Consider the following 25,777-nt stretch of genomic DNA (forward strand, 5'->3'; position numbering starts at 1 on the left):
AGCAGCAACCGGCGCCGGCACAGCAGGCGGCGCCCGCACAGGCCCAGGCACAGGAATCTGCGCTGAAGCAGATCGCGCTGACCGACAAGCAACTCGACGGCGTGCTCGCCGCGCAGAAGGACATGGATGCGATCACGGAAAAATTGCCCGAGAATACCGCGCCCGACCAGAAGGTGATCGGCCAGCTCGACGCCGTCGCCAAGAAGAACGGCTTTGCCAGCTACGATGATTACAACAACGTCGTCGACAACATCAGCCTGGTGCTCGGCGGCTTCGATCCCGCGACCAAGAAATATGTCGGCACCGAAGCCGTGATCAAGGCGCAGATCGCGCAGGTCCAGGCCGACAAGAAGATGCCGGCCAAGGACAAGAAGGAAGCGCTCGACGAGCTCAACGAAGCGCTGAAGACGCCGGCGCCGCAGATCGAGAACAAGGCCAACATCGACCTCGTCGGCAAGTACTATGACAAGCTGGTCGCCGCGCTGGGTGACGATCAGAACTGAACCTCTACTCTCACCGCTGTCATGCCTCGACTTGACCGGGGCATCCAGTACGCCGCGGCGGATGCGATGAGAGCGAGCTCTATAACGAGGGCCTCTGGATACTGGATCGCCGGGTCAAGCCGGGCGACGACACCTTTGGTGACGCGAGCTTTCGCTTAGCCCCGCAAACATCGCCGCAACAAAAAGCCCCGGAGACATCTCCGGGGCTTTCGCCGACGTCACGCCTCGCTCAGGCGTCTTACGTCCGTGTCCGCATCCGCATCATGAAACTGTCGAAGCTCAGCTCGGCAATCTGCATCCAGGCCAGCGATTCTCTACTAAACCTCTACTCTCACCGCTGTCATGCCCCGGCTTGACCGGGGCATCCAATACGCCGCGGCGGATGCGATGAGAGCGAACTCTATAACGCGGGTCTCTGGATACTGGATCGCCCGGTCAAGCCGGGCGATGACACCTTTGGTGACGCGATCTTTCGCTTAACCCCGCCATCCGCGCCCCAACAAAAAGCCCCGGAGCCATCTCCGGCGCTTTCGTCGTTTCTGACCCCACGCGTCGCTCAGCGCCTCACGTCCGTGTCCGCATCCGCATCATGAAGCTGTCGAAGCTCAGCTCGGCCACCTGCATCCAGGCCAGCGATTCGCTGCGGAAAGCCGTCAGGCTCGCATACATCTTGCCGAAATGCGGATTGGTTTTGGCGAGATCGGCGTAGATCTCGTTGGCCGCGCCATAACAGCTCTCCAGCACTTCCTGCGGGAACGGCTTCAGGATCGCGCCGGCCACCAGCAGACGCTTCAGCGCCGGCGGATTGACGTAGTCGTATTTGCCGGTCACCCAGGTGAAGGTATCGCGCGACGCGGCATCGACCGCGGCCTGGTAGTGCTTCGGCAGCGTGTTCCATTTGTCCAGATTGATGATGTTGTGACCCTGGCCGGTGCCTTCCCACCAACCCGGATAGTAATAGTACTTCGCGACCTTCACGAAGCCGAGCTTCTCGTCGTCATAGGGCCCGACCCATTCGGCGGCATCGAGCGTGCCCTTCTCCAGCGCCGGATAGATGTCGCCCGCCGCGATCTGCTGCGGTACGCCGCCGACCTTGGCGATGATCGTGCCGGCAAAGCCGCCGACCCGGAATTTCAGCCCTTTGAGATCGTCGATCGACTTGATCTCCTTCCGGAACCAGCCACCCATCTGCGCGCCGGTGGATCCGGTCGGAATGCCGATGGCGTTGTATTCCTTCAGCAGGTTGTTGATCAGGTCCTGGCCGCCGCCCCACTGCAGCCATGAAATATGCTGGCGCGTGTTCAAGCCGAACGGCAGCGACGTGCCGAACGTGAAGGCGGGGTTCTTGCCCCAGTAATAATACAGCGCGGTGTTGCCCATCTCCACCGTTCCGTTGGCGACGGCGTCGAGCACCTGCAGGCCCGGCACGATCTCGCCGGCGGCGAATGGCTGGATCTGGAAACGATTGTCGGTGATCTCGGCAACGCGCTTGGCGAAATACTCGCAGCCGCCGTAGAGCGTATCCAGCGCCTTCGGCCAGCTCGCGGCGTATCGCCATTTGATCTCGGGCATCGACTGCGCGATCGCCGGCGCAGCGACGGCACTGGCGGCGAGGCCCAATCCGCCTGCCGTCAGGAATTTACGACGTTCCATGCGCTTCCCTCCGTTAAGTCGATGCTTCGACCAGGGACCGATCTTGGTGTCGTCTTGTCTTCGTCGACGCTCGACGTTGTCTGTTGAGACGTTGTGGCGTTTCCGAACGGCCCTTGCGGGCACTCGAAGATGGAATTCCGATCGTTGCGGTTCCGCGGCGAGGATGACCGGGCGCTTCGCCGGAATCAAGTCTCATGGGCGCCTCGCAGGTGCGAACGCCGGCCTGACGCAAGTCGGGCCTGCAAGCGATCTGCTATTCGGTCATTCAAAAACTAGGGAGGCTCGCGCATGACGGGCAAGAAAATCGTGGTCGCCGGAGCGAGCGGTCTCGTCGGCAATGCCGCGTTGCGACACTTCGGCGTCTCGGGCGGGTGCGATGTCATTGCCCTGTCCCGGCGGAAGCCGCGCGACCTCTACGGTGCCCGTCATGTACCGATCGACCTGACCAGCGCAGCGGATTGCGGGCGTGCCGCCTCGGAACTGAGCGGCGCAACGCATCTGATCTACGCCGCGCTCTACGAGGCGCCGCAGCTCGTCGACGGCTGGCGCGACCCGCAGCAAATCAAGACCAACGATTTGATGCTGCGCAATTTGATGGGTGCGCTCGAGCCTGTGGCGCCCGGCCTCAGGCACGTCGCCCTGCTGCAGGGCACCAAGGCCTATGGTGTCCACGTTCGCCCCTTGACCGTGCCGGCCCGCGAAGGCCGCTCCGAAATGTACGAGCAGCCCAACTTCTACTGGGCGCAGCAAAACTTCTTGCGCGACCTCCAAACCGGCAAGGCTTGGCATTGGAGCATCCTGCGGCCGGTGCTGATCGTCGGTCTCGCCATGGGCGGCGCCATGGACCTGATCCCGCCGCTCGGCGTCTATGCCGCGATGCTGCGCGAGCAGGGCAGGCCGCTCGACTACCCCGGCGGCGCTCCGCGGGTGGGGCAGGCCGTCGACGTCGATCTTCTCGCCCGCGCCATCGCCTGGTCGGGCGAGGCCGAGGCCGCGCGCAACGAGGCCTTCAATGTGACCAATGGCGACGTCTTTACCTGGGAGAACATCTGGCCTGCGGTCGCCGATGCACTGGAGATGAAGCCGGGCAGGCCGGTCCCGCTGTCGCTCGCGAGGGAATTCCCGAGCTGGGTCGCTCCCTGGGATGCGCTGCGGCGCAAGCACGACCTAGCATCGCCTGCGCTGGCCGAATTCGTCGGCCTCTCGTTCCAATACGCCGATTACAGCCTGCGCTATGGCCACACCGAATCCGGTCCGCCCTCGATCGTCTCGACCGTGAAGATCAACCGCGCCGGCTTCACCGAGATGATGGATACGGAAGACATGTTCCGGAAGTGGTTCAGGCAGGCAAAGCAAGAGCGACTGCTTCCCTGACCGAGAGCCAAAGCGGATACGTCCGGGATCGTTGCCCAGGTCAGACTGTGACCCGGAGCGGTCCGCTGGCCGAGCCGGTTCGAACGGCTTCAGATCTGGCTTATCTGAGCGTGTGTCGCAACCACCGTGAGGGACGGACATCACCTAGGACGGCGATCCTCTGTAGCGGCGAAAAGTCGACTTTCCACAGATCAAGTTCAAACAACTCGTCGCGCTGGCCGAGGTTCAGCGCGACCGACACCAGCACTCCATCGGCATCGTCGAATTCGCATTCGCCAATACATCGGCCGAAACGCCGATCTGCCGCGCCGACAAAGAGAAGGCTACCCATCCCACCGTCGTTCATTTCCTCGACGAGCCCAAAATGGTCCTGCAAGGGCGAATGCTGACCTAGAATAAAGGCAACCAGATCAAGCTGCGGGGGTGAGTGGGCGTGGCATCTTCTTTCTCGTAGCGGCTGGCGTGCATTGGCTCTATCACGCTGCGAATCCTTATTGATCCAAGCTAGGTTGGCTCGTTCAACAATGTCAGCAGAGAACGAGCTTTGACTAAATCTGCAGTGGCAAGTCCCTCGGAGAAACGAACGTAAAGGGGCGCTAGCAGCTCCCGTGCCTCACCGATACGCGACTGCTTCTGCATCAGGGATGCCAGAGTTGTCGCCGTCCTGAGCTCCCAGGATATTGCGCCTTGGCGGCGTGACCACTCGAGAGAGTGATTGAGGTGCGCTTCGGCCGACACGAGCGCCTCCGCGCCACCTTGATTGAGCGCCAGGATACCCTTGATGCGCAGCAGTTCAGCGACGAACCAGCGGTCCTCGTTCCTTTCCGATTGAGCCAGCGCCCTTTCGATCGTTGTATTGGCTCCGCGGTGATCGCCGATATCAGACTCACCGAGTGCGAGATTGCCCAGAAGGAATAAATAGCGGCTTTGAAAGCCGGTCGGGGGGAAGCCATTCAAGCCTTCGCGAAGCAGGGCAAGGCCCGCAGCGGTGTGGCCACCCTTCATCTCCAGAATACCCGCATAACAGCGGCCCCATACTCCCATTGCTCTGAACGTCGCTTCTCGATGAAGCATAGTTGAGATGAGCGCTTCCGCAGCATCAAAATTGCCGATCTCAAGCGCTAGAGGGCAAGCGCCGAAGGCAATCGCATAGAGAAGAGAAAAATCGTGTCCAAGTGCCGTCGCATGATCGAAGGCGTGTTTGCCGACCGCGGCTGCCTGGTCCGGAAAACCCAACAACCAAAGCGTTTGGCTGTAGTACGTTCGGGCAGCCACATGTTGATCAAACTGATATCGCAGGGCGTGCATTTGCCCTGGCGGCGCGACGTAGCCTGCCAGCATTTTTTCCAGATGTCGCCGGGCGCCGGCTTGGTCCCCTAGAATGTGCCGCGTCACTCCCAAAATCCGCTCTCCGACGAAACGATCAGCGACATCGATAGCGCCATCAGGCAGGTTGACGAATTTTTCGGCGATCTGCAGTGCACCGGGGAAATCGCCTCTTAGGTATCGCCCTATCCAGAGACCCCATAAGCTCCTCAGCTGATATTCGTTGTCGTCCAGTTCTTCAGCCAATCGGGATACACGCAACCACGCATCGTCGATGATCGCAGCGTCCCCGGTCGATTCCATATGCGCAACCGCCAAAGTGAAGAAGAGGCGGAGCTCCCGGCGCGCGTCACGACCCAGCTTTTCGTCGATTTGGAAAACCGCTTGCTCTGTCCGCTCCCGACATTCGTCTATGAGCATATGATGAATCCAGACCGGTGCGGCAGCGGCCGTGAGGTCGAGCGCTAGCAGCGAATCACCAGACTTGCCATGCGCCCAGTCGAGGGCAACGCGGATCTCATCGATCGGCCGACCATTAGTGGCAACCGATGCTTCGGTCAGATTGTTGCTTCCTGCCCCTTTCAGGGACCGAACGAGCTTGGAGGCAGACGCATTTTCGCTCTTCCGGAAACCGGACAGCTCGACCCCAATCCGCTCGAATAAAGTTAAATGATAGACAGCATGACGGCGAGCAACGAGGTTTGCATCATCGCTTCTGGCCAACTTTTCCTGCACATACCCGCGGGTGGTATCCAGCAATCGGTATAGCGGGATGGCGAGACGAGCGTTCGCTGTCAGAAGTGACTTGGCGGCAAGACTGGCAACGGACTCGATCACCTGCGAATCGTCCAAATCATCTCCGGCCGCGATCGCGAAGGCAGCCTCGATCGTAAACGGCCCAACGAAAACAGATAGTCGGCGCAGGATAATCTGCTCAAGCTCCGGCAAAAGATCGTAGCTCCAGTCGAGCGTTGCAGCCAGAGTCTGGTGTCGCGGCAACGCCGTTCGCCGGCCTCGCCAGAGCTCGAACTTGTGGTCGAGGAGCCGCAAAACGTCATGGACTCCGTAAGCGCCCACACGACCAGCTGCGAGTTCGATTGCGAGGGGGATTCCGTCGAGCTTTCGGCAGATCTCGGCCACGACCGGTGCATCGACGTCGTTGAGTATGAACTGAGGCTGACTTGCTGTAACGCGTTCGACAAAAAGCTGTACTGCAGCGTATGCCATCGCCTCTCGTGCATTGGGACCCTCAGGCGGAAACTCGAGGGGAGCTATCCAATGAACGTGCTCGCCTCTGACCCGCAAGGTTTCACGGCTTGTTGCCAAGATGTAAACTTGCGGCGTTTCCTCGAAGATGGTTTCTGCCAGCGCAGAAGCCGCCTCAATCACACGCTCGCAGCTATCGAGCACCAGCAAAACTCGGATGTCTCGCAGTGCGGCCAGAAGGCCGGGGATAGGATCGCGATCGTCAACGGCAAGTCCGAGCGCCGAGCCGATCGTACCCGCCACGAGATGCGGATCAGAAAGTGAGCCCAGGTCAATAAGGTGAACCAGATCGGCAAACTCTGTAGTGAGTTGGTGGCCGACAGATATTGCCAGAGTTGTTTTTCCGATCCCGCCCGGACCGACAATGGACACGAATCGTTCGGCCATAAGATGCGAGGAGATCGCTTGCACGGCGTCGTCCCTGCCAATCATCCTGCCAAGGCGATTCGGAAATGTTGAGCGTCGACCCGATTTTGCGATTTCAGCAACAGGCTTGAGCGTTCGTGAGACAGGCGCCACGAAGCTATACCCTTGTCCTGGCACGGTCGTGACATACGTCGCTCCGGCCTCTCCATCGCCGAGCACCTTGCGCAAGCCCGCCATATGAAATCTAAGGCTACCCTCGTCGACGGTGACGCCGGCCCAAACCCGAGCTAGCAGAGTCTTCTTGCTGACAACTTCGCCAGCATGCTCGACAAGAACTGTAAGGATGTCCAAGCTACGGGCGCCCAACTGAAGTGGTACACCCGATTTTTCGAGACGTCTCCGCTCCGGGATTAATTCAAAGGGCCCAAAAGAAAAACTTTCTTTCGCGAGCCGATCTTCATTGACGACCGAGCCCACCATCATCATGCGTCCAACTGGTTGTGCCGCGCGAGCTACCTTGCCATGGTTGCCACTGAAATCAATGGACTGGTGAAGGCGGCGGAACTCAGCAGAGCATGTTCGCCCCTCTGTCGCGCACATGTGGCGGCCAGCGGACATCGCTCAGTCCGCACCAATAAATCTCGATTTTATGAGTACAGGGCCTACTCTGCGCTAATGAACGCCGCTTCCATGGCCTTCCGCGTCCTGATCGTCTCGTTGCCCGCGTCGAACTCGACATCGCTCCAGCGCACGATCTCGCCATGGGCGACGTCGTGCTTCAGCCTCACGCGATGCGCCAGCCCGATAGGCAGCGCGCCGGCCTTGAGGCTCGCGGCCGCCGGCAACAGCTTGCCCCACACCGTGTAGCCGCCTTCGCCGTCCAACATCTCGCCGGCGCGCAGATTGCGTTTTGCCACGGCGGCGACGTCGCCGCGGAAACCATGGGGCTGCCCGGTCGGCTCGCCCCGCAGCGCGGCCGACAGCACCGAGATGTTCAGCTCGAGGCCGATCAAATGGTAGGGCTTGTACATCGCCGCGTACCGTCCGCTGCCGTCGGTCTTGAGGCCGTATTGCCTGAAGCAGTCGGCGGCGTAGTCGTTCGGCGCCTCCAGCACGACGTAGACGCCCCAGCGCAGATCGCGAAACACCGGCCTTCCATCGCGCTCGAGCGAGGAGACCACCTCCACGACGCCCGATCGCTCCAGCACGCCGCCCTTGCTGCCCGGCCGCATGATATGCGGCAGGTCGTCGACGCCGCAGGGTGGAAACAGCAGGCCCTCCGCAGGCACGTCCAGTCCGCAGGCGTTCGCAATCGCGGCCATCTCGATCGCCGATTTGGTACCGTCGAGGAACGAGTTGAACATCTGCGGATTCATCCCGGCCGATTGCGCCTCGCCCGCGGTCAACCCGTAATGCTGCCAGACGCTGTCGGGCGTCACGTCGTGATAGGCCGGCAGATATTTTGTGCCTTTGCCGGCGGCAACCACATGAAAACCGGTGGCGCGCGCCCAATCCACCATTTCCGCGGTCAGCGCCGGCTGGTCGCCATAGGCGAGCGAGTAGACCACGCCGGCCTTGCGGGCTTCCTGGGCGAGCAGCGGACCGGCAAGCACGTCGGCCTCGACATTGACCATCACGATATGCTTGCCGGCCGCGATCGCCGCGCGGGCGTGTTTGATGCCGACGGCGGGATTGCCGGTCGCCTCCACCACGACGTCCATCGCGCCGCCGGCGATGGCGCGCGCGCCATCATCGGTGAAGACGGTGGCGGCGATCCGCTCGGCGCTCCAGCCCACCGTGCGGCAGGCCTCGCGCGCGCGGTCGCGATCGATGTCGACGATGATGGGTACCTCCAGCCCCGTCGTGTGCGGCACCTGCGCCAGGAACATCGAGCCGAATTTGCCGGCGCCGATCAGCGCCACACGGACGGGCTTGCCGGCGGCAGCGCGGGCCTGGAGGAGGCGGAAGAGGTTCATGTTGTTACCCGATCAAGTATGGTGGTCCGGACGCGGTGCAGCGCCATAAGCGCGTTCACGCGCGTCTTCGACGCACTATGGCGCTACTCCGCAGAGCCGGCACCCAGAAAGAAAACTATCCGTGTGGTATGGGCCCGGCTCTGCAGCGCACCGCTTCGCGCTGCGCTGCGTCCGGGGCACGAGAGTGTCCTACTCCGCCGCCTGCCGCGGCGCACGGGCGAGCCGCACCAGTGCGTCGTCCTCCACCGTCTTGATCGGCGCAAAATCGCGATGCGCGATGTACTCCGGCCGCGTCGGGGTACGGATGTAATTCGAAACCGCGTTCAGCGTCAGGTACACGATCTTGCGCGGATAGGGCGTGATGTTGCCGGCCGAGCCGTGCACGAGATTGCCGTGGAACATCAGCATGCCGCCGGGCTTTCCCGTCGGCGCAACGATGCCGCCCTGCTTGACCAGCCGCGTCACGGTCTCCTCGTCCAGCGTCCACAGCGGATAGGAGGTCGTCGCGAGGTCATGCGAGGCCTTGAGGTCGCCGGCGTTCTGGCTCTGCGGTACCAGCATCAGCGGGCCGTTGATCGGCATCACCTCGTCCAGGAAGATCGCGATGTTCATCGCGCGCGGCTCGGGCATGCCGTCGTCGCGCTTCCAGGTGCCGTAATCCTGGTGCCATTGCCAGACATCGCCGGTGAAGGCGGATTTCGCGTTGATCTTGAACTGGTGCATGTAGACCTGCTCGCCGAACAGCTGCTCGACCGGGCCGATCATGCGCGGATGAGCACCCAGAATGCCGAACGCCTCGTTGTAGAGATGCGCGGCAAAGGCGGTGCGTGGCGCGCCGCTCTTCTCGCGCCAGACTTCCGGCCGGTTCGTGTCATAGATGCCGACCGCCTCGCGCGCGAGGAGATCGACCTCCTCCGGACTGAACAGTTCGGGCAGGAACAGCCAGCCCTCGTGGTGGAAGAACTCCAATTGCTCCTGGGACAGTTTCACGGCGCGTCCTCCTGTTTTGATTTGTTGTCGCTCGTCTTGGCCGGCCATCCACGTCTTGGCAGTGGCGGTCGCTACGCCGCCGCCTCTTCCGTCGCCCTCAATCTCTCCTCAGTCATCCGTCCCGCCGTCTGCGCGTGCGCAAGCGCCGCACGTTCGGCCGCCTTCGCATCTCCTGCGAGAATATGTCCGGCAATGTCGGCATGCTCGGCCCAGGCGCTGCCGCGATAATCGAGCTCCGACAGCACCGTCGCCATCGAGCGGCGCATATGGGGCCATTGCGGCGTAATCGTCTCCTCGATCACGGGATTGCCGGCGAGCCGATAGATCGCGCGATGAAACGCGACGTCGAGCGCGATCAGCTCGGCGAGCGTGGTCTTGCCATCGATCCCGCGTCCGGCGGCGAGCGCCGCCTCCAGCCGCGCGCGTCCCGCCGCATCGCCTGCGCGCTCCGCTGCCAGCCGCGCCGCCAAGGCATCGATTGCGCCGCGCACCTCGTAGAGCTGGCGGATGCGTGCGGGATCGAGCTGGGTGACTTCAAAGCCGCGCCGGCCGCTCTCGGCGACAAGTCCCTGCCGGTGCAACAGGTGCAGCGCATGCGACACCGGCTGGCGCGATACGCCGAGCCTGTCGGCGAGCTCGTTCTGCCGGATGCGCTGGCCGGGCTGCAGCGTGCGGTCGGAGATCGCCTCCAGGATCCGCGCATAGACCTGGTCGATCAAGTTCGGAAGCGGGTCGAGAGGGATCACGCCGGCAGCTCCGAGACCATGAGAGGGAATACGGAATTCCGTATTCAAGGATACGGCGAGGGGATAAGGGCGTCAAGCTCGCGGCCAAGGGGGCGTCCAGCCTCATTTCGCGCCACCTAAGTCATTGATATTGCTGGGCTCAGCTACTGTGCATGGGGTTGTTTTTGAGGAAAAAAGAGTGTGAGGCCACTTACTCCGCCAAAAACGCGTCCACCGCCTCGCCGAACTCCAGGGGCGCCTGCTCGAACATCCAGTGGCCGGCATTGGGGATCACGGCTGTCTTCGCCCCGGTGATGTGCTCGGCCAGCACACGCCACATCACCGACAGGCTCCCTGTCGTCGCCCCGCCGCCGATCAGGAGTGTCGGGGTCGTGATCGCCTGCGCGTCCGCGAGCGTGTAGGGCCTGCGCTGCTCGTTGATCTGGCCGAGGAAGGTGATCGCGTTGTCGCGCAATTGCTGCTTCGCCGCCGCCGGCACGCGCCGCCACGAGCCGTCGCCTTCGATGCCTTCGTAGAAGTTCTGCAGCGCGCCCTCGATGTCGCCGGCGCGGATCATCTCGACCGAGCGCGCCGTGCGCGCCGCCAGCGGCGGGTGCGCGGGCGTGCCTGCGGGCACCGGCAGGCTCGCATCGAGATCGCCGCCGGGTTCTGCAAGCACCAGCTTTCGCAACAGATCGGGCCGCGCCTGCGCCACGCGAAAGGCGATGTGACCGCCGCGCGAATGGCCCATCAGATCGACCGGCGCGGGTTCGACCTGCTCGATGAAAGCGATCACGTCAGCGACGTGCTGGGCCATCTTGTAATCGTCGCCGACGGCATCCCAATGTTCGGGAAAGAAATGCCGCAGGCTGACCGAGATCACGCGATGCGATTTCGACAGCGGACCGAGCACGGAGTACCAGGTGCGGAAATCGCCGAGCGTGCCGTGCACGCAGACCAGCGGCGGCCCCTCGCCCACTTCGAGATAGGCCATGTCGTAACCATTGACGCGAAGTGTCTGCATGATCAGCCCGCCAGAAAATCCAGCACCAGTTCGGAGAATTTCTGCGGCGCCTGCTCGAACATCGGGTGCGTTGCGTTTGGGATGACCGCCGTCCTGGAATACGACACATGCGCCGCGAGCGCATGCAGCACTTTCGGCAGCAGGCCCTTGGTCCGCGCGCCCAGGATGAACAGCGTCGGCATCCTGATGGACTCCGCGTCGGCCCTCGAGAACGGCGGGCGGTTGTCGCGGACCTGGCCGATCAGCGTGAAGGCGTTGTCACGCAGATTCTGCTTCACCAGGGCCGGCAGCCGCGGCCAGGTGCCGGGCCCTTCCAGCGTGTCGACGAAGACTGCAAGGCCGCCGTCGATGTCGCCGGCCGCGATCTTCTCGGCCGAGGCCGTGAACCGCGCCAGCAACGGCGAGGGGCCGCCGGCATAGTCTGGATCGAGGCTCGCGTCGAGCTCCCCGCCGGGCTCGGCCAGCACCAGCCGCCGGAGCAGGTCCGGCCGCCGCTGCGCCACGCGGAAGCAGATGTGCCCGCCGCGGGAATGGCCCATCAAATCAACCGGGCCGAGGTCGAGCTCCTCGATGAAGGCGATGACGTCGTCGACATGCTGGGCGATCGAATAGGTGTCGCCAACGCCATCCCAGCGATCGGGGAAGAAGTGCCGCAGGCTGACGGCCATCAGCCGGTGCCGCTGGGACAGCGGACCGAGCACGCAGCCCCAGACACGAAAGTCGTTGAGCGAACCATGCACGCAGACCAGCGGCGGCCGCCCTCGGTCTTCGCCCACGTCGAGATAGGGCATGTCGTATCCGTTGACGTGGAGGCTTTGCATTCTGGGCTCGCAAACAGGGAAGGCGGAACTCCTGTGCAAGATTCCCGGAAACCGGGTGGATCGCAACTATTTCCAAGTCTAGATTTGAGCTCAGTTCACATTGGGGCATGCGAGGGGAACGCAAGCCAAGGACGAAGTTATGACCGACCAGCATTTTGCCCTCTTCGACAGCAAGATCGGCCTTTGCGCCATTGCCTGGGGTCCGCGCGGCATCAACGGCACGCAACTGCCGATGGGCGGTGAGCAGAAGATCCGCACCCGCATCAGCCAGCGCCATGCCGATGCCAGCGAAGCCGCGCCGACCGCCGAAGTACAGCAGGCGATCGACCGCATCACAAAACTGCTCGCGGGCGAGCCGGATGACCTCACCGACATCCCGCTCGATCTCGATGGCGTGCCCGACTTCAACCGCGGGGTCTACGCGATCGCCCGCACCATTCCGCCGGGCAAGACCGTCACCTATGGCGACATCGCCAAGCAACTCGGCGGTGTCGAGCTGTCGCGCGACGTGGGCCAGGCGCTCGGCCGCAACCCGTGCCCGATCGTCGTGCCCTGCCATCGCGTGCTGGCGGCCGGCAACAAGCCCGGCGGCTTCTCCGCGAATGGCGGCGTGGTGACGAAGCTGAAGATGCTGGAGATCGAAGGCGCGCTGGTGAACCACACGCCGAGCTTGTTTGATTGAGGCGATGACGCCGCTGGCTAGATCTTCGCCGCCGCCATCGGCCAATATTTGTCGCGCAAATGCCGCTTCACCAGCTTCCCAGTGGGCGTGCGCGGCAGCTCGGCTTCGAAATCGATCGAGCGCGGGCATTTGATCGTCGAGAGGCGGCTCCTGCAATAGGCGATCAGGTCGGCCTCGAGCTCCTTGCCGGCGCGCTTGGGATCGTGCGGCTGCACCACCGCCTTGACCTCTTCGCCCATCTCCTCGTTCGGCACACCGAACACGGCGACGTCGGCGACCTCGGGGTGGGTGATGAGCACGTCCTCGGTCTCCTGCGGGTAAATGTTCACGCCGCCCGAGATGATCATGTAGGACTTGCGGTCGGTGAGAAAGAGAAAGCCATCCCTGTCGAGATAGCCGACGTCGCCGAGCGTCGACCAGCCTTTTGCGTTATAGGCCTTCTTCGTCTTCTCGGGATCGTTGTGATAGGCGAAAACCGGCGCATCGGCGAAATAGACCGTGCCGATCTCGCCCGTCGGCAGCTCCTCATCGTTCTCGTCCAGAATCTTGATCTTGCCGACCACGGCGCGGCCGACGCTGCCGCGGTGCTCCAGCCATTCTTTCGAGTTGCAGACGGTGACGCCGTTGCCTTCGGAGCCCGCGTAATATTCGATCAGGATCGGCCCCCACCATTCGATCATCTTGGCCTTGACCTCGACCGGGCAGGGGGCGGCGGCGTGGATCGCGCCCTTCAGTGTCGAGACTTCGTAGCGGTTACGGACCTCGTTCGGCAGCTTCAGCATGCGCACGAACATGGTCGGCACCAGCTGCGCCTGGGTCACCTTGTACTTTTCGACCAGTTTCAGGAAATCTTCGGCGTCAAAGTGCTCCATGATGATGGAGGTGCCGCCGAGCAGGACAGCCATCATGTTGAAGCGCAAGGGAGCGGCGTGATAGAGCGGTGCCGGTGAGAGATAAATAGTCTCGGCGTTCATGCCGCACATGCTGGCGCAGAGCACGCGCAGAAACGCGTTCGGCTCGTCGATCGGCTTGCCCTCGAAAGCCTTCTTGATACCCTTGGGCCGGCCCGTGGTGCCCGACGAATACAGCATGTCATAGCCGGCAACCTCGTCGGCAATCGGGGTTGTCGGCTGTGCGGCGGCTTCCTTGTCGTAGGAGCGGAAGCCGGCTTGCGGCTCGTCCATCATGTAGAAGACCGGCTCGCCGGGCGCACCCTTGATCAGCGTCTTGATCTGGTCGGCACATTTCGGTGTCGTGATCACGACCTTGGCGCCGCAATCGGCGATGATGTAGTCGATCTCGTCCTGCTTTAAATAGCGGCTGATCGCGGTGTAATAGAGCCCGCTGCGTTGCGCAGCCCAGCAGATCTCCATAAAGGCGAGGCGGTTCTCCATCAGCAGCGCGATGTGGTCGCCGGCCTTCAGCCCGAGCGAGCGGAACAGGTGCGCGCCCTGGTTCGAGAGCTCGTCGAGCTCGCGATAGGTAATCGCCTTGCCGGTCCCGGCCATTTGATAGGCGATCTTGTCGGGTGTGGCGCGGGCGTGGATGGAGGGGTGTGTCATGTCTCTGTTTACGCGGCTGGGAGTAACGTTCCCCGGATATCCGGGGTCCATTGTGAGGCATGGGTCCCGGCTCTGCGCCGCAGCGTTTCACGCTGCAGCGCGTCCGGGACACGAGAGGGCTTACAGCCGCTCCACGATCGTCACATTCGCCATGCCGCCGCCTTCGCACATGGTCTGCAGGCCATAGCGTTTGCCGCGCTGATGCAAGGCATGCACCAGCGTCGTCATCAGCTTGGTGCCGGAGCCGCCGAGCGGATGGCCGAGCGCGATGGCGCCGCCATTGACATTGAGACGTTCCGAATCGGCGCCGGTGGTCTTCAGCCACGCGGTCGGCACCGAGGCAAAGGCCTCGTTGACCTCGAACAGGTCGATGTCGTCGATCGCCATGCCGGCCTTCTCCAGCGCGCGCTTGGTGGCGTGCAGCGGTGCGTCGAGCATGATCACGGGATCGCCACCCATCATGGTCATGTGGTGGACGCGCGCCAGCGGCTTCACGCCGAGCTGCTTCAGGCCACGCTCGTTCACCACCATCACGCCGGAAGCGCCGTCGCAGATCTGGCTGGCGCTGGCCGCGGAGAGCTTGCCATTCTCGGCGATCAGCTTGACGCCCTTGATGCCGTCGAGTGTGGCGTCGAAGCGGATGCCCTCGTCGATGTGGTGGGTGTCCTTGGAGCCGTCGGCGCGGGTGATCTCAAGCGGCACGATCTCCGTCTTGAAACGGCCGGCCTGCGTCGCCGCGATCGCGCGCTGATGACTGTTGTAGGAGTACTCGTCGAGCTCATCCTTGGAGAGGCCGTACTTCTCGGCCATCATCTCGGCGCCGGTGAACTGGCTGAACACGATGTTGGGATAACGCTGCTCGATACCCGGGCTCTTGTAATTGCCAAAGCCGTTCTTGGCGGGAAGCTGCGACGACAGGCCCATCGGCACGCGCGTCATCGATTCCACGCCGGCGGCGATCACCACGTCCATCGCGCCCGACATAACGGCCTGCGCAGCAAAATGCAGCGCCTGCTGCGACGAGCCGCATTGGCGGTCGATCGAGGTGCCCGGCACGCTCTCCGGCAGTTTCGAGGCCATGATGGCGTTGCGCGCCACGTTGTTGGACTGCTCGCCGACCTGCATGACGCAGCCCATGATCACATCCTCGACCAGCGCGGGATCGACCTTGGTGCGGTCGACCAACTCGTCCAGCACCTTCGCGGCGAGATCGGCCGGATGCCATCCGGCGAGGCGGCCCCCCTTGCGCCCACCGGCGGTACGCGCAGCGGCGACGATATAAGCCTCGGCCATGTCGGTTTCTCCCTGGATTATTTTGAACGGTTGGTTGTCGGGGCGGGATTTAAGGGGCGACCGGTTGTTTAGTCAATCGATCAATTAACTCTTGTGGGGAGGCGCTGCTTGGGCTTATCTGCGGCCGCTCTTCCGCCAAAATCAGGGATCTCCGTGACTACCAGCGTACCGAACAGGCTCCCCAGCGGAAAGAATTCCACGGCAGAGAAATTGCTCGTGGCCGCGAGCGAGCTGATGATCGAACGCTCCTCGATCGAGATTTCCCTGAGCGACATCGCCCAGAAGTCCGGCGCCAACGCCGCGCTGGTCAAATATCACTTCGGCAACAAGGACGGCCTGCTGCTGGCGCTGCTCGAGCGCGACGCAGGAACGGAACTGTCCAACCTGGAATATCTGCTGGCGCAGCCGATCACGCCGACCGCGAAGCTGAAGCTGCACATCGGCGGCATCATCCGCGCCTATCACCGGTTTCCCTACATGAACCGGTTGATTCACTATCTGCTGCACGAGAGCGTCGCGGGCTCCGCGGACGAAGTCTCGAAATTCTTCGTCGCACCGCTGCTGGATTTCCATCGCCGCCTGCTCGCCGAAGGTGTCAGTCAGGGCGAATTCCGCGCCACCGATCCCGTGCTGTTCTACACCAGCCTGATCGGCGCCTGCGATCATTTGTTCTTCGGCCGGCACGCGATGTCACGCGCGACCGGCGTCGGCCCGGTCACCGACGACGTCTGCCGGCAATATATCAAGCACATGGAAACGCTGATCTGCGGCGGCATTCTCACGAATATCGAGGAAGCCGCCGCGGCCGGATGATCCGGCCAGAACGCAGAAGTCTAGAGAAGAAACGCCCAAGGAAAAGGTTCGAGGAAAGGTACAAGCGATGCAGTTGAAAGACGTAGCCGTTCTCATCACCGGCGGCGGGTCGGGCCTTGGTGCCGCGACCGCCCGCGCCATGGCCGCCAAGGGCGCCAAGATCGGCGTGATCGACCAGAGCAAGGAAAACGCCGAGAAGGTCGCCGCCGAAGTGAAGGGCATCGCGCTTCATGCCGACGTCACCAGCGAGGAGCAGATCAAGGCGGCGATCGCCAATGCGGAAGCCGCGCACGGCGTCGCGCGCGTGCTGATGAACTGCGCCGGCATCGGCGGCTCGCAGCGCATCGTCGGCCGCGATGGAGTCTACCCGCTGGAAAAGTTCGCGCGCATCATCAACGTCAATTTGATCGGCACGTTCAACTGCCTGCGTCTGTTCGCCGAGCGCTTGGTCACGATCGAGCCGGTCGGTGAAGAGCGCGGCGTCATCGTCAACACTGCTTCGGTCGCGGCTTACGAAGGCCAGATCGGCCAGATCGCCTATGCAGCGTCGAAGGGCGGCGTCGTCGGTCTCACGCTGCCGGCCGCGCGCGACCTCGCGAGCCAGAAGATCCGCGTCAACACCATCGCCCCCGGGCTATTCCTGACGCCGCTGCTGATGGGCTTGAACGAAGAGGCCCGCAAGAGCCTCGGTGCCCAGGTGCCGCATCCCGCGCGTCTCGGCGACGCCAATGAATACGGGTCGCTGGCCGTGCACATCGTCGAGAACCCAATGCTCAATGGCGAAACCATTCGCCTCGACGGCGCGATCCGCATGGCGCCGCGGTAGAGCTCTTTTTCCTTCTCCCCTTGTGGGAGAAGGTGGCGCGCTCCTGAGCGCGCCGGATGAGGGGTTCTCTCCACGATCTCACCTGTGGAGGCAGACCCCTCACCCGAGCGAATGCGCGGCGCGTGACGTACATGCCCTCTCCCACAAGGGAGAGGGCGCAGTAATCGGCACCATCGTTGCGGATGAAGGAAGTCGCGCGCATGTCCCAACCGCTGCTGATCGAGCACAATGACGGCGTCGACACCGTGACGCTCAATCGTCCTGAACACCTCAACGCGCTCGATCCTGCGTTGATCGACGCGCTCAACGTCTACTTCCAAGGCCTTCAGCGCAACCGCGACACGCGCGTCGTGGTGTTGAAGGGCGCCGGCAAGAATTTCTGTGCGGGCCTCGACCTCAAGGCGGCGATGGCGCGCCGTGCCGGCCAGCAGGAGCCGCCTGATGTCACCGAGTCGCTGGATTCGCAGCGGCGCATCGCCGACATCGTGATGCTGATGCGGCGCTGTCCGCAGCCGATCCTCGCGCTGGTACAGGGCGCGGCGGCCGGCGGCGGCTTTGCGCTGGCGCTCGCCTCCGACATCCGCATTGCGACGAGATCGGCGCGGATGAACTGCGCCTTCATCAAGCTCGGCCTTGGCGGCTGCGACATTGGCACCAGTTATTTTCTTCCACGCCTTGTCGGTGTCACCGTGGCATCGGAGCTGATCCTCACGGGACGCTTCATCGGCGCCGAGCGGGCGCTCGCGGTCGGGCTGGTCTCCGAGGTCGTCGACGAGGACAAGCTCGATGAGGCCGCCGAACCCTATGTCGACGCGATGATCACGGCCTCGCCCGTGGGCCTACGCCTGTCCAAAGAATGTCTCAACATGAGCGTCGATGCCGGATCGCTGGAAGCCGTAATCGCGATGGAGGATCGCAACCAGGTCCTGTGCAGCCGCTCCGAGGAATTTTCGGAAGGCATCAGGGCCTTCCTTGAGAAGCGAAAGCCTGTCTATATCAGGCGCTGACAATAAAGATCCGTAAAGGACGAGAAATTCCGGGAGACGCACTATGAGTGGAAGCGCGGCGGCGGTGATGACGAAACCCGCCTTTCGCAAGGTCAAGTGGCTTGGGCGCGACATCGACGTCGAGCGCCGCGACGACGGCACGGTGGTGCTGAAGTCGCGCATCCCGCTGCAGACCTACGAGAAGCATATTCCGGCTTCGCTGGCAAAATGGGCGAAGGAAGCGCCAGAGCGGATCTGGCTTGCCCAGCGCGGTGGCCCGAACCGCGAATGGCGCAAATTGTCCTATGGCGAAGCCAAGCGCATCGTGGATGCGCTGACGCAAGGCCTGCTTAACCTTGCGCTCGACGGCCGCCCGGTCACAATCCTCTCCGGCAATTCGATCGAGCACGCGCTGATGACGCAGGCCGCGATGCAGGCGCGCGTGCCGGCCGCGCCGGTCTCGCCGGCCTACTCCTTGATGAGCCATGATCACGTCAAGCTGAAATACCTGTTCGACCTGATCAAGCCCGGCGTGGTGATGGTGCAGGACGGCCCGACCTTCGAGAAGGCGCTGAAAGCGCTCGATCTCACCGGCGTCACCATCGTTCACGTCTTGCGGCCCTGCGATGGCATCGAGAGCGTCAGTTTTGCCGAGCTCGCGGCGACAGCTGTGACTGCCGATGTCGAAGCGTCGATCGCGAAGATCACGCCTGAGACCGTCGGCAAACTGCTGTTCACGTCAGGCTCGACCGGCATGCCCAAGGCCGTCATCAACACGCAAGCGATGATGTGCGCCAATGCGGCCATGATGATGCAGGTGCGGCCACGCGATCCCGGCGGTCCGATCTCGACCATGCTGGACTGGATGCCCTGGAACCACACCATGGGCGGCAATGCGGCGTTCCACCCGATCCTGGTCGATGGCGGCACGCTCTATATCGATGACGGCCGTCCGATGCCGGGGCAGTTCGAGGAGACTCTCCGGAATCTGCGCGAGATCTCGCCGACCTATTACGCCAACGTCCCCGCCGGCTATGCCGCGCTCGCCGCCGCCATGGAGAAGGACGAGGCGCTGTGCCGCTCCTTCTTCAAGAATCTCTCGATCATGGCCTATGGCGGCGCGCGGCTGCCTGATGACCTCTACGACCGCATGCAGGCTCTCGCCGTGAAGACCACCGGCGAGCGCATCGTGTTCTACACCGGCTGGGGCTCGACCGAGACCGCGCCGACATCGACCGGTACCTATTGGGACACCGAGCGCGTCGGCCTGATCGGCCTGCCGTTCCCCGGCGTCGAGTTGAAGATGGTGCCGTTCGGCTCGAAATACGAGCTGCGTCTGCGCGGCGTCAACGTCACGCCGGGCTATTTCGGCCAGCCTGACCTGACGAAGAAGATGTTCGACGAGGAAGGTTTTTATTGCATCGGCGACGCCGGAATCTTCGTCGACGACACCGATCCGGTGAAGGGCATCATCTTTGCCGGCCGGGTGGTCGAAGATTTCAAGCTGACCACCGGCACCTTCGTCCATGTCGGCTCGCTGCGCACCGATGCGATCGCCGCCGCGACGCCCGTCGTGCATGATGCCCTGGTCGCGGGGCAGGATCGCGCCTTCATCGGCTTGCTGGCCTGGCCGAACCTGCATGCCTGCCGTCAACTCGTCGGCAAGCCTGATCTCAGCTTCGAGGATGCAGTGACGCATCCCGAGGTGATCGCTTGCTTCAGGCGCGGGCTGGAAGCTCACAACCGGGAGTGCGAAGGCGCCAGCAGCCGCATCATCGCGCGCGCCATGCTGATGGCGGAACCGCCTTCGATCGACGGCAACGAGCTCACCGACAAGGGCTACATCAACCAGCGCGCCGGCCTGGAACGTCGTGCCGCGCTGGTGGGGCGGCTCTATGCTGACAAGCCTGACCAGGACGTCATCATTCTCAAGTAATCGACATCAGCAACACGGATACGCGCCATGAATTTCGATTTCTCCGACGACCAGAAGCAGCTCCGCGATCAGGCGCGCAAATTCCTCACCGAGAAGTGCCCACCCAAGGCAGTGCGCGCAGTCCTCGACGGCAAGGTGCCGTACGACAAGGAGCTGTGGAAAGGCCTCGCCGAGATGGGTTTTCTCGGCGTCGCCATTCCCGAGGATTTTGGTGGCGCCGGCGCCGGTCATCTCGAACTTTGCGTGATCGCCGAAGAGATGGGCCGGGCGAACGCACCGGTGCCGTTCTCCTCGACTGTTTACCTGGCTGCCGAAGCGCTGCTGATCGCGGGCAGTGACGCGCAGAAGAAAAAATGGTTGCCGGCCATTGCCTCGGGCGAGGCGATCGGCACGCTGGCGCTGTTCGAGGGCAAGGGCAATCCGTCACCGAAGAACGTCAAGCTCACGGCTGCGAATGGCGTGCTCAACGGGGTCAAGAAGCCGGTCGCCGATGGTACGATCGCCGACTTCGCGGTGGTGGCGGCACGCACGGGATCGAGCGGACGCGACGGCGACATCTCCTTGTTCATTGTCGATCTCAGGGCCGGCGGAGTCGAGGTGAAAAGCCTGACCAATCTCGATCCGACCCGCGGGCAGGCGGAGATCACTTTCAGGGATTGCAAGGCCGAGCCCCTGGGCGCGGCCGGCGAAGGCTGGAGCATCTTGACTCAAGTGCTCGATCGCGCTGCGGTGCTCTGCGCATTCGAGCAGGTGGGCGGCTCCGACCGCGCGCTGGAGATGGGCCGCGACTACGCGCTCGACCGCATCGCCTTCGGGCGACAGATCGGCTCGTTCCAGGCCGTCAAGCACATGCTGGCGGACATGTACGTGTCGGCAACGCTGGCGCGTTCCAACAGCTATTACGGCGCCTGGGCGCTCTCGACCAACGCCGCGGAGCTGCCGGAAGCCGCCGCCGCGGCCCGCATCAGCGCGACGCAGGCGTTCCAGCACTGCGCCAAGAACAACATCCAGGTTCACGGCGGCATGGGTTTCACCTGGGAGTTCGACTGCCACATGTACTACCGCCGCGCCAACGCGATGGCGCTCGGGCTCGGCAGCCTGTCCTATTGGGAAGACCAGTTGATCGACCGCATGCGCAAGAAGAACGCGGCGTAGGCGAAAGGCAACGTCATGAACTTCGACGACACTCTGCAAGAAGCCGAATTTCGCGCCACGGCTCGCGCCTGGATCGCGGCAAATGCGCCCAAGCAGTACGAGGAGGAGCTTCGCAAGTCCTCGCTCGGCCGCACGCAATTGAAGAACGCCAACATTCTGGAAGTGGCAAAGGCCTGGCAGAAGAAGAAGGCAGATGCCGGCTGGGCCTGCCTGCATTGGCCGAAGGAGTATGGTGGCCGCGGTTCGTCGCCGATCGAACGTGTGATCTGGCAGCAGGAAGAAGGGCCGTTCGGCCAGCTATCCCGCATGTTCATCATCGGCCACGGCATGTGCGGGCCGACCATGATGGCGTTCGCGCGCGAGGAGCATAAGCGCGCCTATTTGCCGCCACTCGCCTCCGGCGAAAAGGTCTGGTGCCAGCTGTTCTCCGAGCCCGCCGGCGGCTCCGACGTTGCGGGCCTACGCACGCGCGCCGAGAAGGATGGCGATGACTGGGTGATCAACGGCCAGAAGATCTGGACGTCGGGCGCGCACTATTCCGATTACGGCATTCTGCTCACCCGCACCGATCCGACCGTGCCCAAGCACAAGGGCCTTACCATGTTCTTCCTGGACATGAAGAGCCCTGGCGTCGAGGTGCGGCCGATCAAGCAGGCGAGCGGCGCTTCCGACTTCAACGAAGTCTATTTCACCAACGTCCGCATTCCCGATCACCAGCGCCTCGGCGAGGTCGGTGACGGCTGGAACGTCTCGCTGACCACGCTGATGAACGAGCGCAGCGCGATCGGCGCGGCCGTCTCGACCGGCTTCCCCGAGCTGTTCGAATATTGCTCCAGCCTGATGCTGGACGATGGCCCGGCAATCGAGGACCGCGCGGTGCGCGCGAAGCTGGCGAGCTGGGCGGCGAAAGCGAGCGGACTGAAATACACCAGCATGCGCGCGATCTCGGCGCTGTCGAAGGGCGAGCGTCCGGGACCGGAGAACTCCATTGGCAAGCTGGTCGCGGGCTCCATGATCCAGGATGTCGCGACCTATGCGCTGGATCTGCAAGGCGCTGCCGGTGTGATCAGCGGTGCCGAAGATTCCGAACTCGCCGGCCGCTTCCAGGCGATGCTGCTGCGCGCGCCGGGAACCCGTGTCGAAGGCGGCACTGACGAGATCATGCGCAACATCATCGCCGAGCGGGTGCTGGGCCTGCCCGGCGACATCCGTGTCGACAAGGACGTGCCGTTCAACAGGATCCTGACGAAGGGAAGAGGCTGATGATCCTCATCCTGAGGAGCCGCGGAGCGCGGCGTCTCGAAGGATGCAGGCCCAACGGGGGCCTCGTGGGTCGAGACGGCGCTGCGCGCCACTCACCATGAGGGACTAAGACAGAGCAAGAACGAAGAGGTCCGCCATGAATTTCGACGACACCCCGCAGGAAGCCGCCTTCCGCGAGACCGCGCGCAAATGGGTTGAGGCCAACGCGCCGAAGGAGTTTTTGGCTGAGCTGTCAAAATCCTCGCTCGGCCGCATCCGGCTGGCCAACCACGACATCGTCGATGTCGGCAAGGCCTGGCAGAAGAAGAAGGCCGAAGGCAATTGGGCCTGCCTGCATTGGCCCAAGGAATATGGCGGCCGCGGTGCGACGCCGATCGAGCGCGTGATCTGGCAGCAGGAGGAAGGCGTCTATGGCAAGCTGACGCAGCCGTTCCAGATCGGCGAGGGCATGTGCGGGCCAACCGTGATGGCTTTTGGCAGCGAGGAGGCCAAGCGGCGCCATTTGCCGAAGCTGGCCGCGGGCGAGGAGATCTGGTGCCAGCTGTTCTCCGAGCCATCAGCGGGCTCTGACGTCGCGGGCTTGCGCACGCGCGCGGAGAAGAAGGGCGACAATTGGGTCGTCAACGGCCAGAAGATCTGGACCTCGGGTGCGCACTATTCCGACTACGGACTTTTGATCGCGCGCACCGATCCCAATGTGCCCAAGCACAAAGGTCTCACCATGTTCTTCCTGGACATGAAGAGCCCCGGCGTCGAGGTGCGCCCGATCAAGCAGGCCAACGGCATGCAGGAGTTCAACGAGGTCTATTTCACCGACGTCGTCATTCCCGACAGCCAGCGTCTTGGCGCCATCGGCGAGGGCTGGAGCGTGTCGCTGACCACGCTGATGAACGAGCGCATGTCGATCGGCTCGCGGCTTGCGACCGGCGTCCCGGAGATGTTCGAGTTCTGCTCCAACCTGATGCTGGAGGATGGCCTCGCCATCGACGATCCCGCCGTGCGCTCAAAACTCGCGAGCTGGGCGGTGAAGTCGAGCGGGCTGAAATACACCAGCTACCGCGCGATCTCGGCGCTGTCCAAGGGCGAGCGGCCGGGACCGGAAAATTCGATCGGCAAGCTCGTCTCCGGCATGATGCTACAGGACATCGCAACCTATGCCATGGACCTCCAGGGCGCGGCCGGCGTTCTCACCGGCACGGACGAGGAGACCGTGCAGGGCCAGTTCCAGCAGATGCTGCTGTCCTCGCCTTCGATGCGCATCGCGGGCGGCACCGACGAGATCTTGCGCAACATCATCGCCGAGCGCGTGCTGGGATTGCCGGGCGACATCCGCGTGGACAAGGACGTGCCGTACAACAAGATTCCGACCAAGGGGCGTTGACATCTCGTGTCCCGGACGCGCGAAGCGCGAGCCGGGACCCAAGAGCCATAATAGACAGGCCACAATGGGCCCCGCCTCAGCGCCGCATCACTTCGTGCTGCGTCGCGTCCGGGGCACGAAAGCGAGCTTAAGCAATGGACGCTGCAGTCAATCATAACAACCGCATCGGCGTGCTCGAAGAGCTGCTCAACGAGCGCTACTCGGTGCGCGCCTTCCTGGCCAAGGAAGTCGATCGCGCGACGATCGAGCACGTGCTGACCACCGCCCAGCGCACGGCGTCCTGGTGCAACAGCCAGCCCTGGCAGGTCGTCATCGCCAGCGGCGAGGCCAAGGAGCGTTTCCGCAAGCTGATCTACAAGGAGGCTTCGGGCGGGCTCGGGGACGACTATGATTTCACGCCGCCGCGCGAATATCTCGGCGCTTATCTCGAACGCCGCCGCGAGAGCGGTTTTCAGCTCTACAACACGCTCGGCATCGCGCGCGGAGACAAGATGGCCTATGCCAAGCAGGCGCTGGAGAACTACAATTTCTTCGGCGCGCCGCATGTGGCCATCATCCATACCGACGAGCCGCTCGGCATCTACGGTGCGATCGATTGCGGCGCCTATGTCTCGAACTTCATGCTGGTCGCGCAGGCGCTCGGGCTCGGCACAATTCCGCAGGCGGCGCTCGCGCGCCACTCCGGCCTGATCCGCCGCCATTTCAATTTGCCTGATGATCGCCGCATCGTTTGCGGTATCTCGTTCGGCTATGCCGACAATGCCCACAAGGTCAACAGCTACCGGACGTCGCGTGCGAGCCTGGCCGAGACCGTGACCTTCGTGGACGAGTGATCGAGGCGATGCACGCTTCGTATTGGACGTGATCCCGTTCGCGCGAAAAGACGGCCGCGGATGCGGCCGCCTTCATCGCGGTCTCAGTTCGATTGACGCCGGCCGTCAGCCGCCGCTGCCGCCGATCACGGCGCGAATGGTCTCGTCGGGCCCGAAATCCTCGGCGCCGTCGACATAGAGCAGCGCCGCGAGCTTGGAGCGCGCACGGTTGACGCGGCTCTTGATCGTGCCGACTGCGCAGCCGCAGATCGAAGCCGCGTCCTCATAGGAGAAGCCGGAGGCGCCGACGAGGATCAGCGCTTCACGCTGGTCCTGCGGAAGCTTGTCGAGCGCCGTGCGGAATTCCTCGAACTCAAGATGGGCGTTCTGCGAGGGCTGCGTCTTCAGCGTCTTAGCATAATTGCCTTCGGCATCCTCGACTTCCCGCCGCCGCTTGCGATAGTCGGAGCGGAACAGGTTGCGCAGGATCGTGAACAGCCATGCCGGCAGATTGGAGCCGGGCTGGAACGAGTCGATGTTGGCGAGCGCCCGCAACAGCGTCTCCTGGACCAAATCGTCGGCGCGGTCCGCATTGCCGCTGAGCGAGATGGCAAACGCGCGCAGACTGGGCACGGCCGCCAGGATGTCGTTACGCAGGGAATCCGTGAGAGGCATCAATCCCTCCCATTGTTGTCGTTAGAGCCGCCACCATTTTCCACTTGGGGGGTCGCTCCCGGCGCATCAAGTTTCTTGATCAGTTCCGCGAACCGGTCCGGAACCCCCTGCCGCACCACGTCGTCGTACATGGCGCGCAGCTGGTGCCCGATCCGGGACTGGATCTCCGGAGTGAGCCCTCCCTTGCCGGGGGTCGTGCTTTTGCTGGCTTGAGACTTGAGATCTTTCATGACCTGTTCCACGTTTCCCCGAGTTAAGTAGCTGTAAAATCGAGAAGTTCTCTCAACCGGGAGCCGTTCCCTGGATAGGCTCAATGCGAGCTGCGAGAAAAAGTTCCGCCCCCATGCGGAACTTTTCTTGGTCTGAGGC

Annotated in this window: 22 protein-coding genes and 1 pseudogene (1 of these 23 running past the window's edge); 11 read left to right on the forward strand and 12 right to left on the reverse strand. The window is 63.2% G+C overall.

Annotated elements, in window-relative coordinates; genetic code table 11:
- Window positions 1-503, forward strand: partial view of a hypothetical protein gene (locus IVB19_RS03925; RefSeq protein WP_018453274.1) — the 3' portion only. 100 nt of this gene lie to the left of the window's left edge; 503 of the gene's 603 nt are visible here — the last part of the coding sequence; its start codon lies off the left edge, out of view; it ends in the stop codon at window positions 501-503.
- A 564-nt stretch (window positions 504-1,067) separates the two neighbouring features.
- Here the strand turns inward: IVB19_RS03925 and IVB19_RS03930 are convergent.
- Window positions 1,068-2,156 (reverse strand): TRAP transporter substrate-binding protein, encoded by a 1,089-nt coding sequence (locus tag IVB19_RS03930; protein ID WP_018453275.1) that lies wholly within the window; start codon window positions 2,154-2,156, stop codon window positions 1,068-1,070.
- A 288-nt stretch (window positions 2,157-2,444) separates the two neighbouring features.
- Here IVB19_RS03930 and IVB19_RS03935 point away from each other — a divergent pair, with 288 nt between their 5' ends.
- Window positions 2,445-3,530, forward strand: coding sequence for an NAD-dependent epimerase/dehydratase family protein (locus IVB19_RS03935; protein WP_247490894.1), 1,086 nt, complete (start codon window positions 2,445-2,447; stop codon window positions 3,528-3,530).
- 100 nt (window positions 3,531-3,630) lie between these two features.
- Here the strand turns inward: IVB19_RS03935 and IVB19_RS03940 are convergent.
- The 7 genes and pseudogenes from IVB19_RS03940 to IVB19_RS03970 all read right to left on the reverse strand — a co-directional run bounded on the left by IVB19_RS03940 (window position 3,631) and on the right by IVB19_RS03970 (window position 12,024).
- A pseudogene (locus IVB19_RS03940) lies at window positions 3,631-3,970 on the reverse strand (DUF6984 family protein).
- A 64-nt stretch (window positions 3,971-4,034) separates the two neighbouring features.
- On the reverse strand, window positions 4,035-7,106 hold the full coding sequence (locus IVB19_RS03945) for an ATP-binding protein (protein WP_083926317.1): 3,072 nt from the start codon (window positions 7,104-7,106) through the stop codon (window positions 4,035-4,037).
- A 44-nt stretch (window positions 7,107-7,150) separates the two neighbouring features.
- Window positions 7,151-8,464 carry an NAD(P)H-dependent oxidoreductase gene (locus IVB19_RS03950; RefSeq protein ID WP_018453279.1) on the reverse strand — a complete coding sequence of 438 codons (1,314 nt, stop codon included), beginning with the start codon at window positions 8,462-8,464 and terminating at the stop codon, window positions 7,151-7,153.
- Window positions 8,465-8,653: 189 nt separating this feature from the next.
- Window positions 8,654-9,454, reverse strand: a complete 801-nt coding sequence (locus IVB19_RS03955; RefSeq protein ID WP_018453280.1) for a phytanoyl-CoA dioxygenase family protein — start codon at window positions 9,452-9,454, stop codon at window positions 8,654-8,656.
- Window positions 9,455-9,525: 71 nt separating this feature from the next.
- Complete coding sequence (locus IVB19_RS03960) at window positions 9,526-10,200, reverse strand: GntR family transcriptional regulator (RefSeq protein ID WP_018453281.1); 675 nt, start codon at window positions 10,198-10,200, stop codon at window positions 9,526-9,528.
- Between the two features lie 190 nt (window positions 10,201-10,390).
- The gene (locus tag IVB19_RS03965) at window positions 10,391-11,203 is read right to left on the reverse strand and encodes an alpha/beta fold hydrolase (protein ID WP_247299307.1); all 813 of its coding nucleotides are present in this window, start codon (window positions 11,201-11,203) and stop codon (window positions 10,391-10,393) included.
- Between the two features lie 2 nt (window positions 11,204-11,205).
- Window positions 11,206-12,024, reverse strand: coding sequence for an alpha/beta fold hydrolase (locus IVB19_RS03970; protein ID WP_247299308.1), 819 nt, complete (start codon window positions 12,022-12,024; stop codon window positions 11,206-11,208).
- A gap of 139 nt (window positions 12,025-12,163) precedes the next feature.
- Between IVB19_RS03970 and IVB19_RS03975 the strand changes: the two genes are divergently transcribed.
- Complete coding sequence (locus tag IVB19_RS03975; protein ID WP_018453282.1) at window positions 12,164-12,706, forward strand: methylated-DNA--[protein]-cysteine S-methyltransferase; 543 nt, start codon at window positions 12,164-12,166, stop codon at window positions 12,704-12,706.
- A 17-nt stretch (window positions 12,707-12,723) separates the two neighbouring features.
- Here the strand turns inward: IVB19_RS03975 and IVB19_RS03980 are convergent, their stop codons facing one another.
- Both IVB19_RS03980 and IVB19_RS03985 read right to left on the reverse strand, forming a co-directional pair.
- On the reverse strand, window positions 12,724-14,268 hold the full coding sequence (locus IVB19_RS03980; protein ID WP_026232503.1) for an acyl-CoA synthetase: 1,545 nt from the start codon (window positions 14,266-14,268) through the stop codon (window positions 12,724-12,726).
- A 120-nt stretch (window positions 14,269-14,388) separates the two neighbouring features.
- Window positions 14,389-15,561, reverse strand: a complete 1,173-nt coding sequence (locus tag IVB19_RS03985) for an acetyl-CoA C-acetyltransferase (protein ID WP_018453284.1) — start codon at window positions 15,559-15,561, stop codon at window positions 14,389-14,391.
- Window positions 15,562-15,771: 210 nt separating this feature from the next.
- Between IVB19_RS03985 and IVB19_RS03990 the strand changes: the two genes are divergently transcribed.
- From IVB19_RS03990 to IVB19_RS04025, 8 genes are all read left to right on the forward strand, one after another.
- Window positions 15,772-16,374: a TetR family transcriptional regulator gene (locus IVB19_RS03990; protein WP_018453285.1), complete on the forward strand. Its 603-nt coding sequence runs from the start codon at window positions 15,772-15,774 to the stop codon at window positions 16,372-16,374.
- Between the two features lie 67 nt (window positions 16,375-16,441).
- Window positions 16,442-17,200 (forward strand): SDR family NAD(P)-dependent oxidoreductase, encoded by a 759-nt coding sequence (locus IVB19_RS03995; protein ID WP_018453286.1) that lies wholly within the window; start codon window positions 16,442-16,444, stop codon window positions 17,198-17,200.
- A gap of 200 nt (window positions 17,201-17,400) precedes the next feature.
- Window positions 17,401-18,207: an enoyl-CoA hydratase/isomerase family protein gene (locus tag IVB19_RS04000; RefSeq protein WP_026232504.1), complete on the forward strand. Its 807-nt coding sequence runs from the start codon at window positions 17,401-17,403 to the stop codon at window positions 18,205-18,207.
- Window positions 18,208-18,250: 43 nt separating this feature from the next.
- Window positions 18,251-20,122: an AMP-binding protein gene (locus IVB19_RS04005; RefSeq protein WP_018453288.1), complete on the forward strand. Its 1,872-nt coding sequence runs from the start codon at window positions 18,251-18,253 to the stop codon at window positions 20,120-20,122.
- A gap of 27 nt (window positions 20,123-20,149) precedes the next feature.
- The gene (locus tag IVB19_RS04010; protein ID WP_018453289.1) at window positions 20,150-21,277 is read left to right on the forward strand and encodes an acyl-CoA dehydrogenase family protein; all 1,128 of its coding nucleotides are present in this window, start codon (window positions 20,150-20,152) and stop codon (window positions 21,275-21,277) included.
- A gap of 15 nt (window positions 21,278-21,292) precedes the next feature.
- Window positions 21,293-22,540, forward strand: coding sequence for an acyl-CoA dehydrogenase (locus tag IVB19_RS04015; RefSeq protein ID WP_018453290.1), 1,248 nt, complete (start codon window positions 21,293-21,295; stop codon window positions 22,538-22,540).
- A 136-nt stretch (window positions 22,541-22,676) separates the two neighbouring features.
- A complete protein-coding gene (locus IVB19_RS04020) occupies window positions 22,677-23,921 on the forward strand; it encodes an acyl-CoA dehydrogenase (protein WP_018453291.1) in 1,245 nt (414 codons plus the stop codon).
- Between the two features lie 134 nt (window positions 23,922-24,055).
- Entirely contained in the window at window positions 24,056-24,754 is a 699-nt protein-coding gene (locus IVB19_RS04025) for a nitroreductase (RefSeq protein WP_018453292.1), read from the forward strand.
- Between the two features lie 105 nt (window positions 24,755-24,859).
- Here IVB19_RS04025 and IVB19_RS04030 read toward each other — a convergent pair whose 3' ends face one another.
- Both IVB19_RS04030 and IVB19_RS04035 read right to left on the reverse strand, forming a co-directional pair.
- On the reverse strand, window positions 24,860-25,408 hold the full coding sequence (locus IVB19_RS04030; RefSeq protein ID WP_007597240.1) for a sigma-70 family RNA polymerase sigma factor: 549 nt from the start codon (window positions 25,406-25,408) through the stop codon (window positions 24,860-24,862).
- A complete protein-coding gene (locus IVB19_RS04035; protein WP_026232505.1) occupies window positions 25,408-25,638 on the reverse strand; it encodes a NepR family anti-sigma factor in 231 nt (76 codons plus the stop codon). The genes IVB19_RS04030 and IVB19_RS04035 overlap by 1 nt, the downstream gene beginning before the upstream one ends.
- Window positions 25,639-25,777 lie beyond the last annotated feature (139 nt).

The organism is Bradyrhizobium sp. 187, assembly GCF_023101005.1.
In the GTDB taxonomy this organism is placed as follows: domain Bacteria; phylum Pseudomonadota; class Alphaproteobacteria; order Rhizobiales; family Xanthobacteraceae; genus Bradyrhizobium; species Bradyrhizobium canariense_D.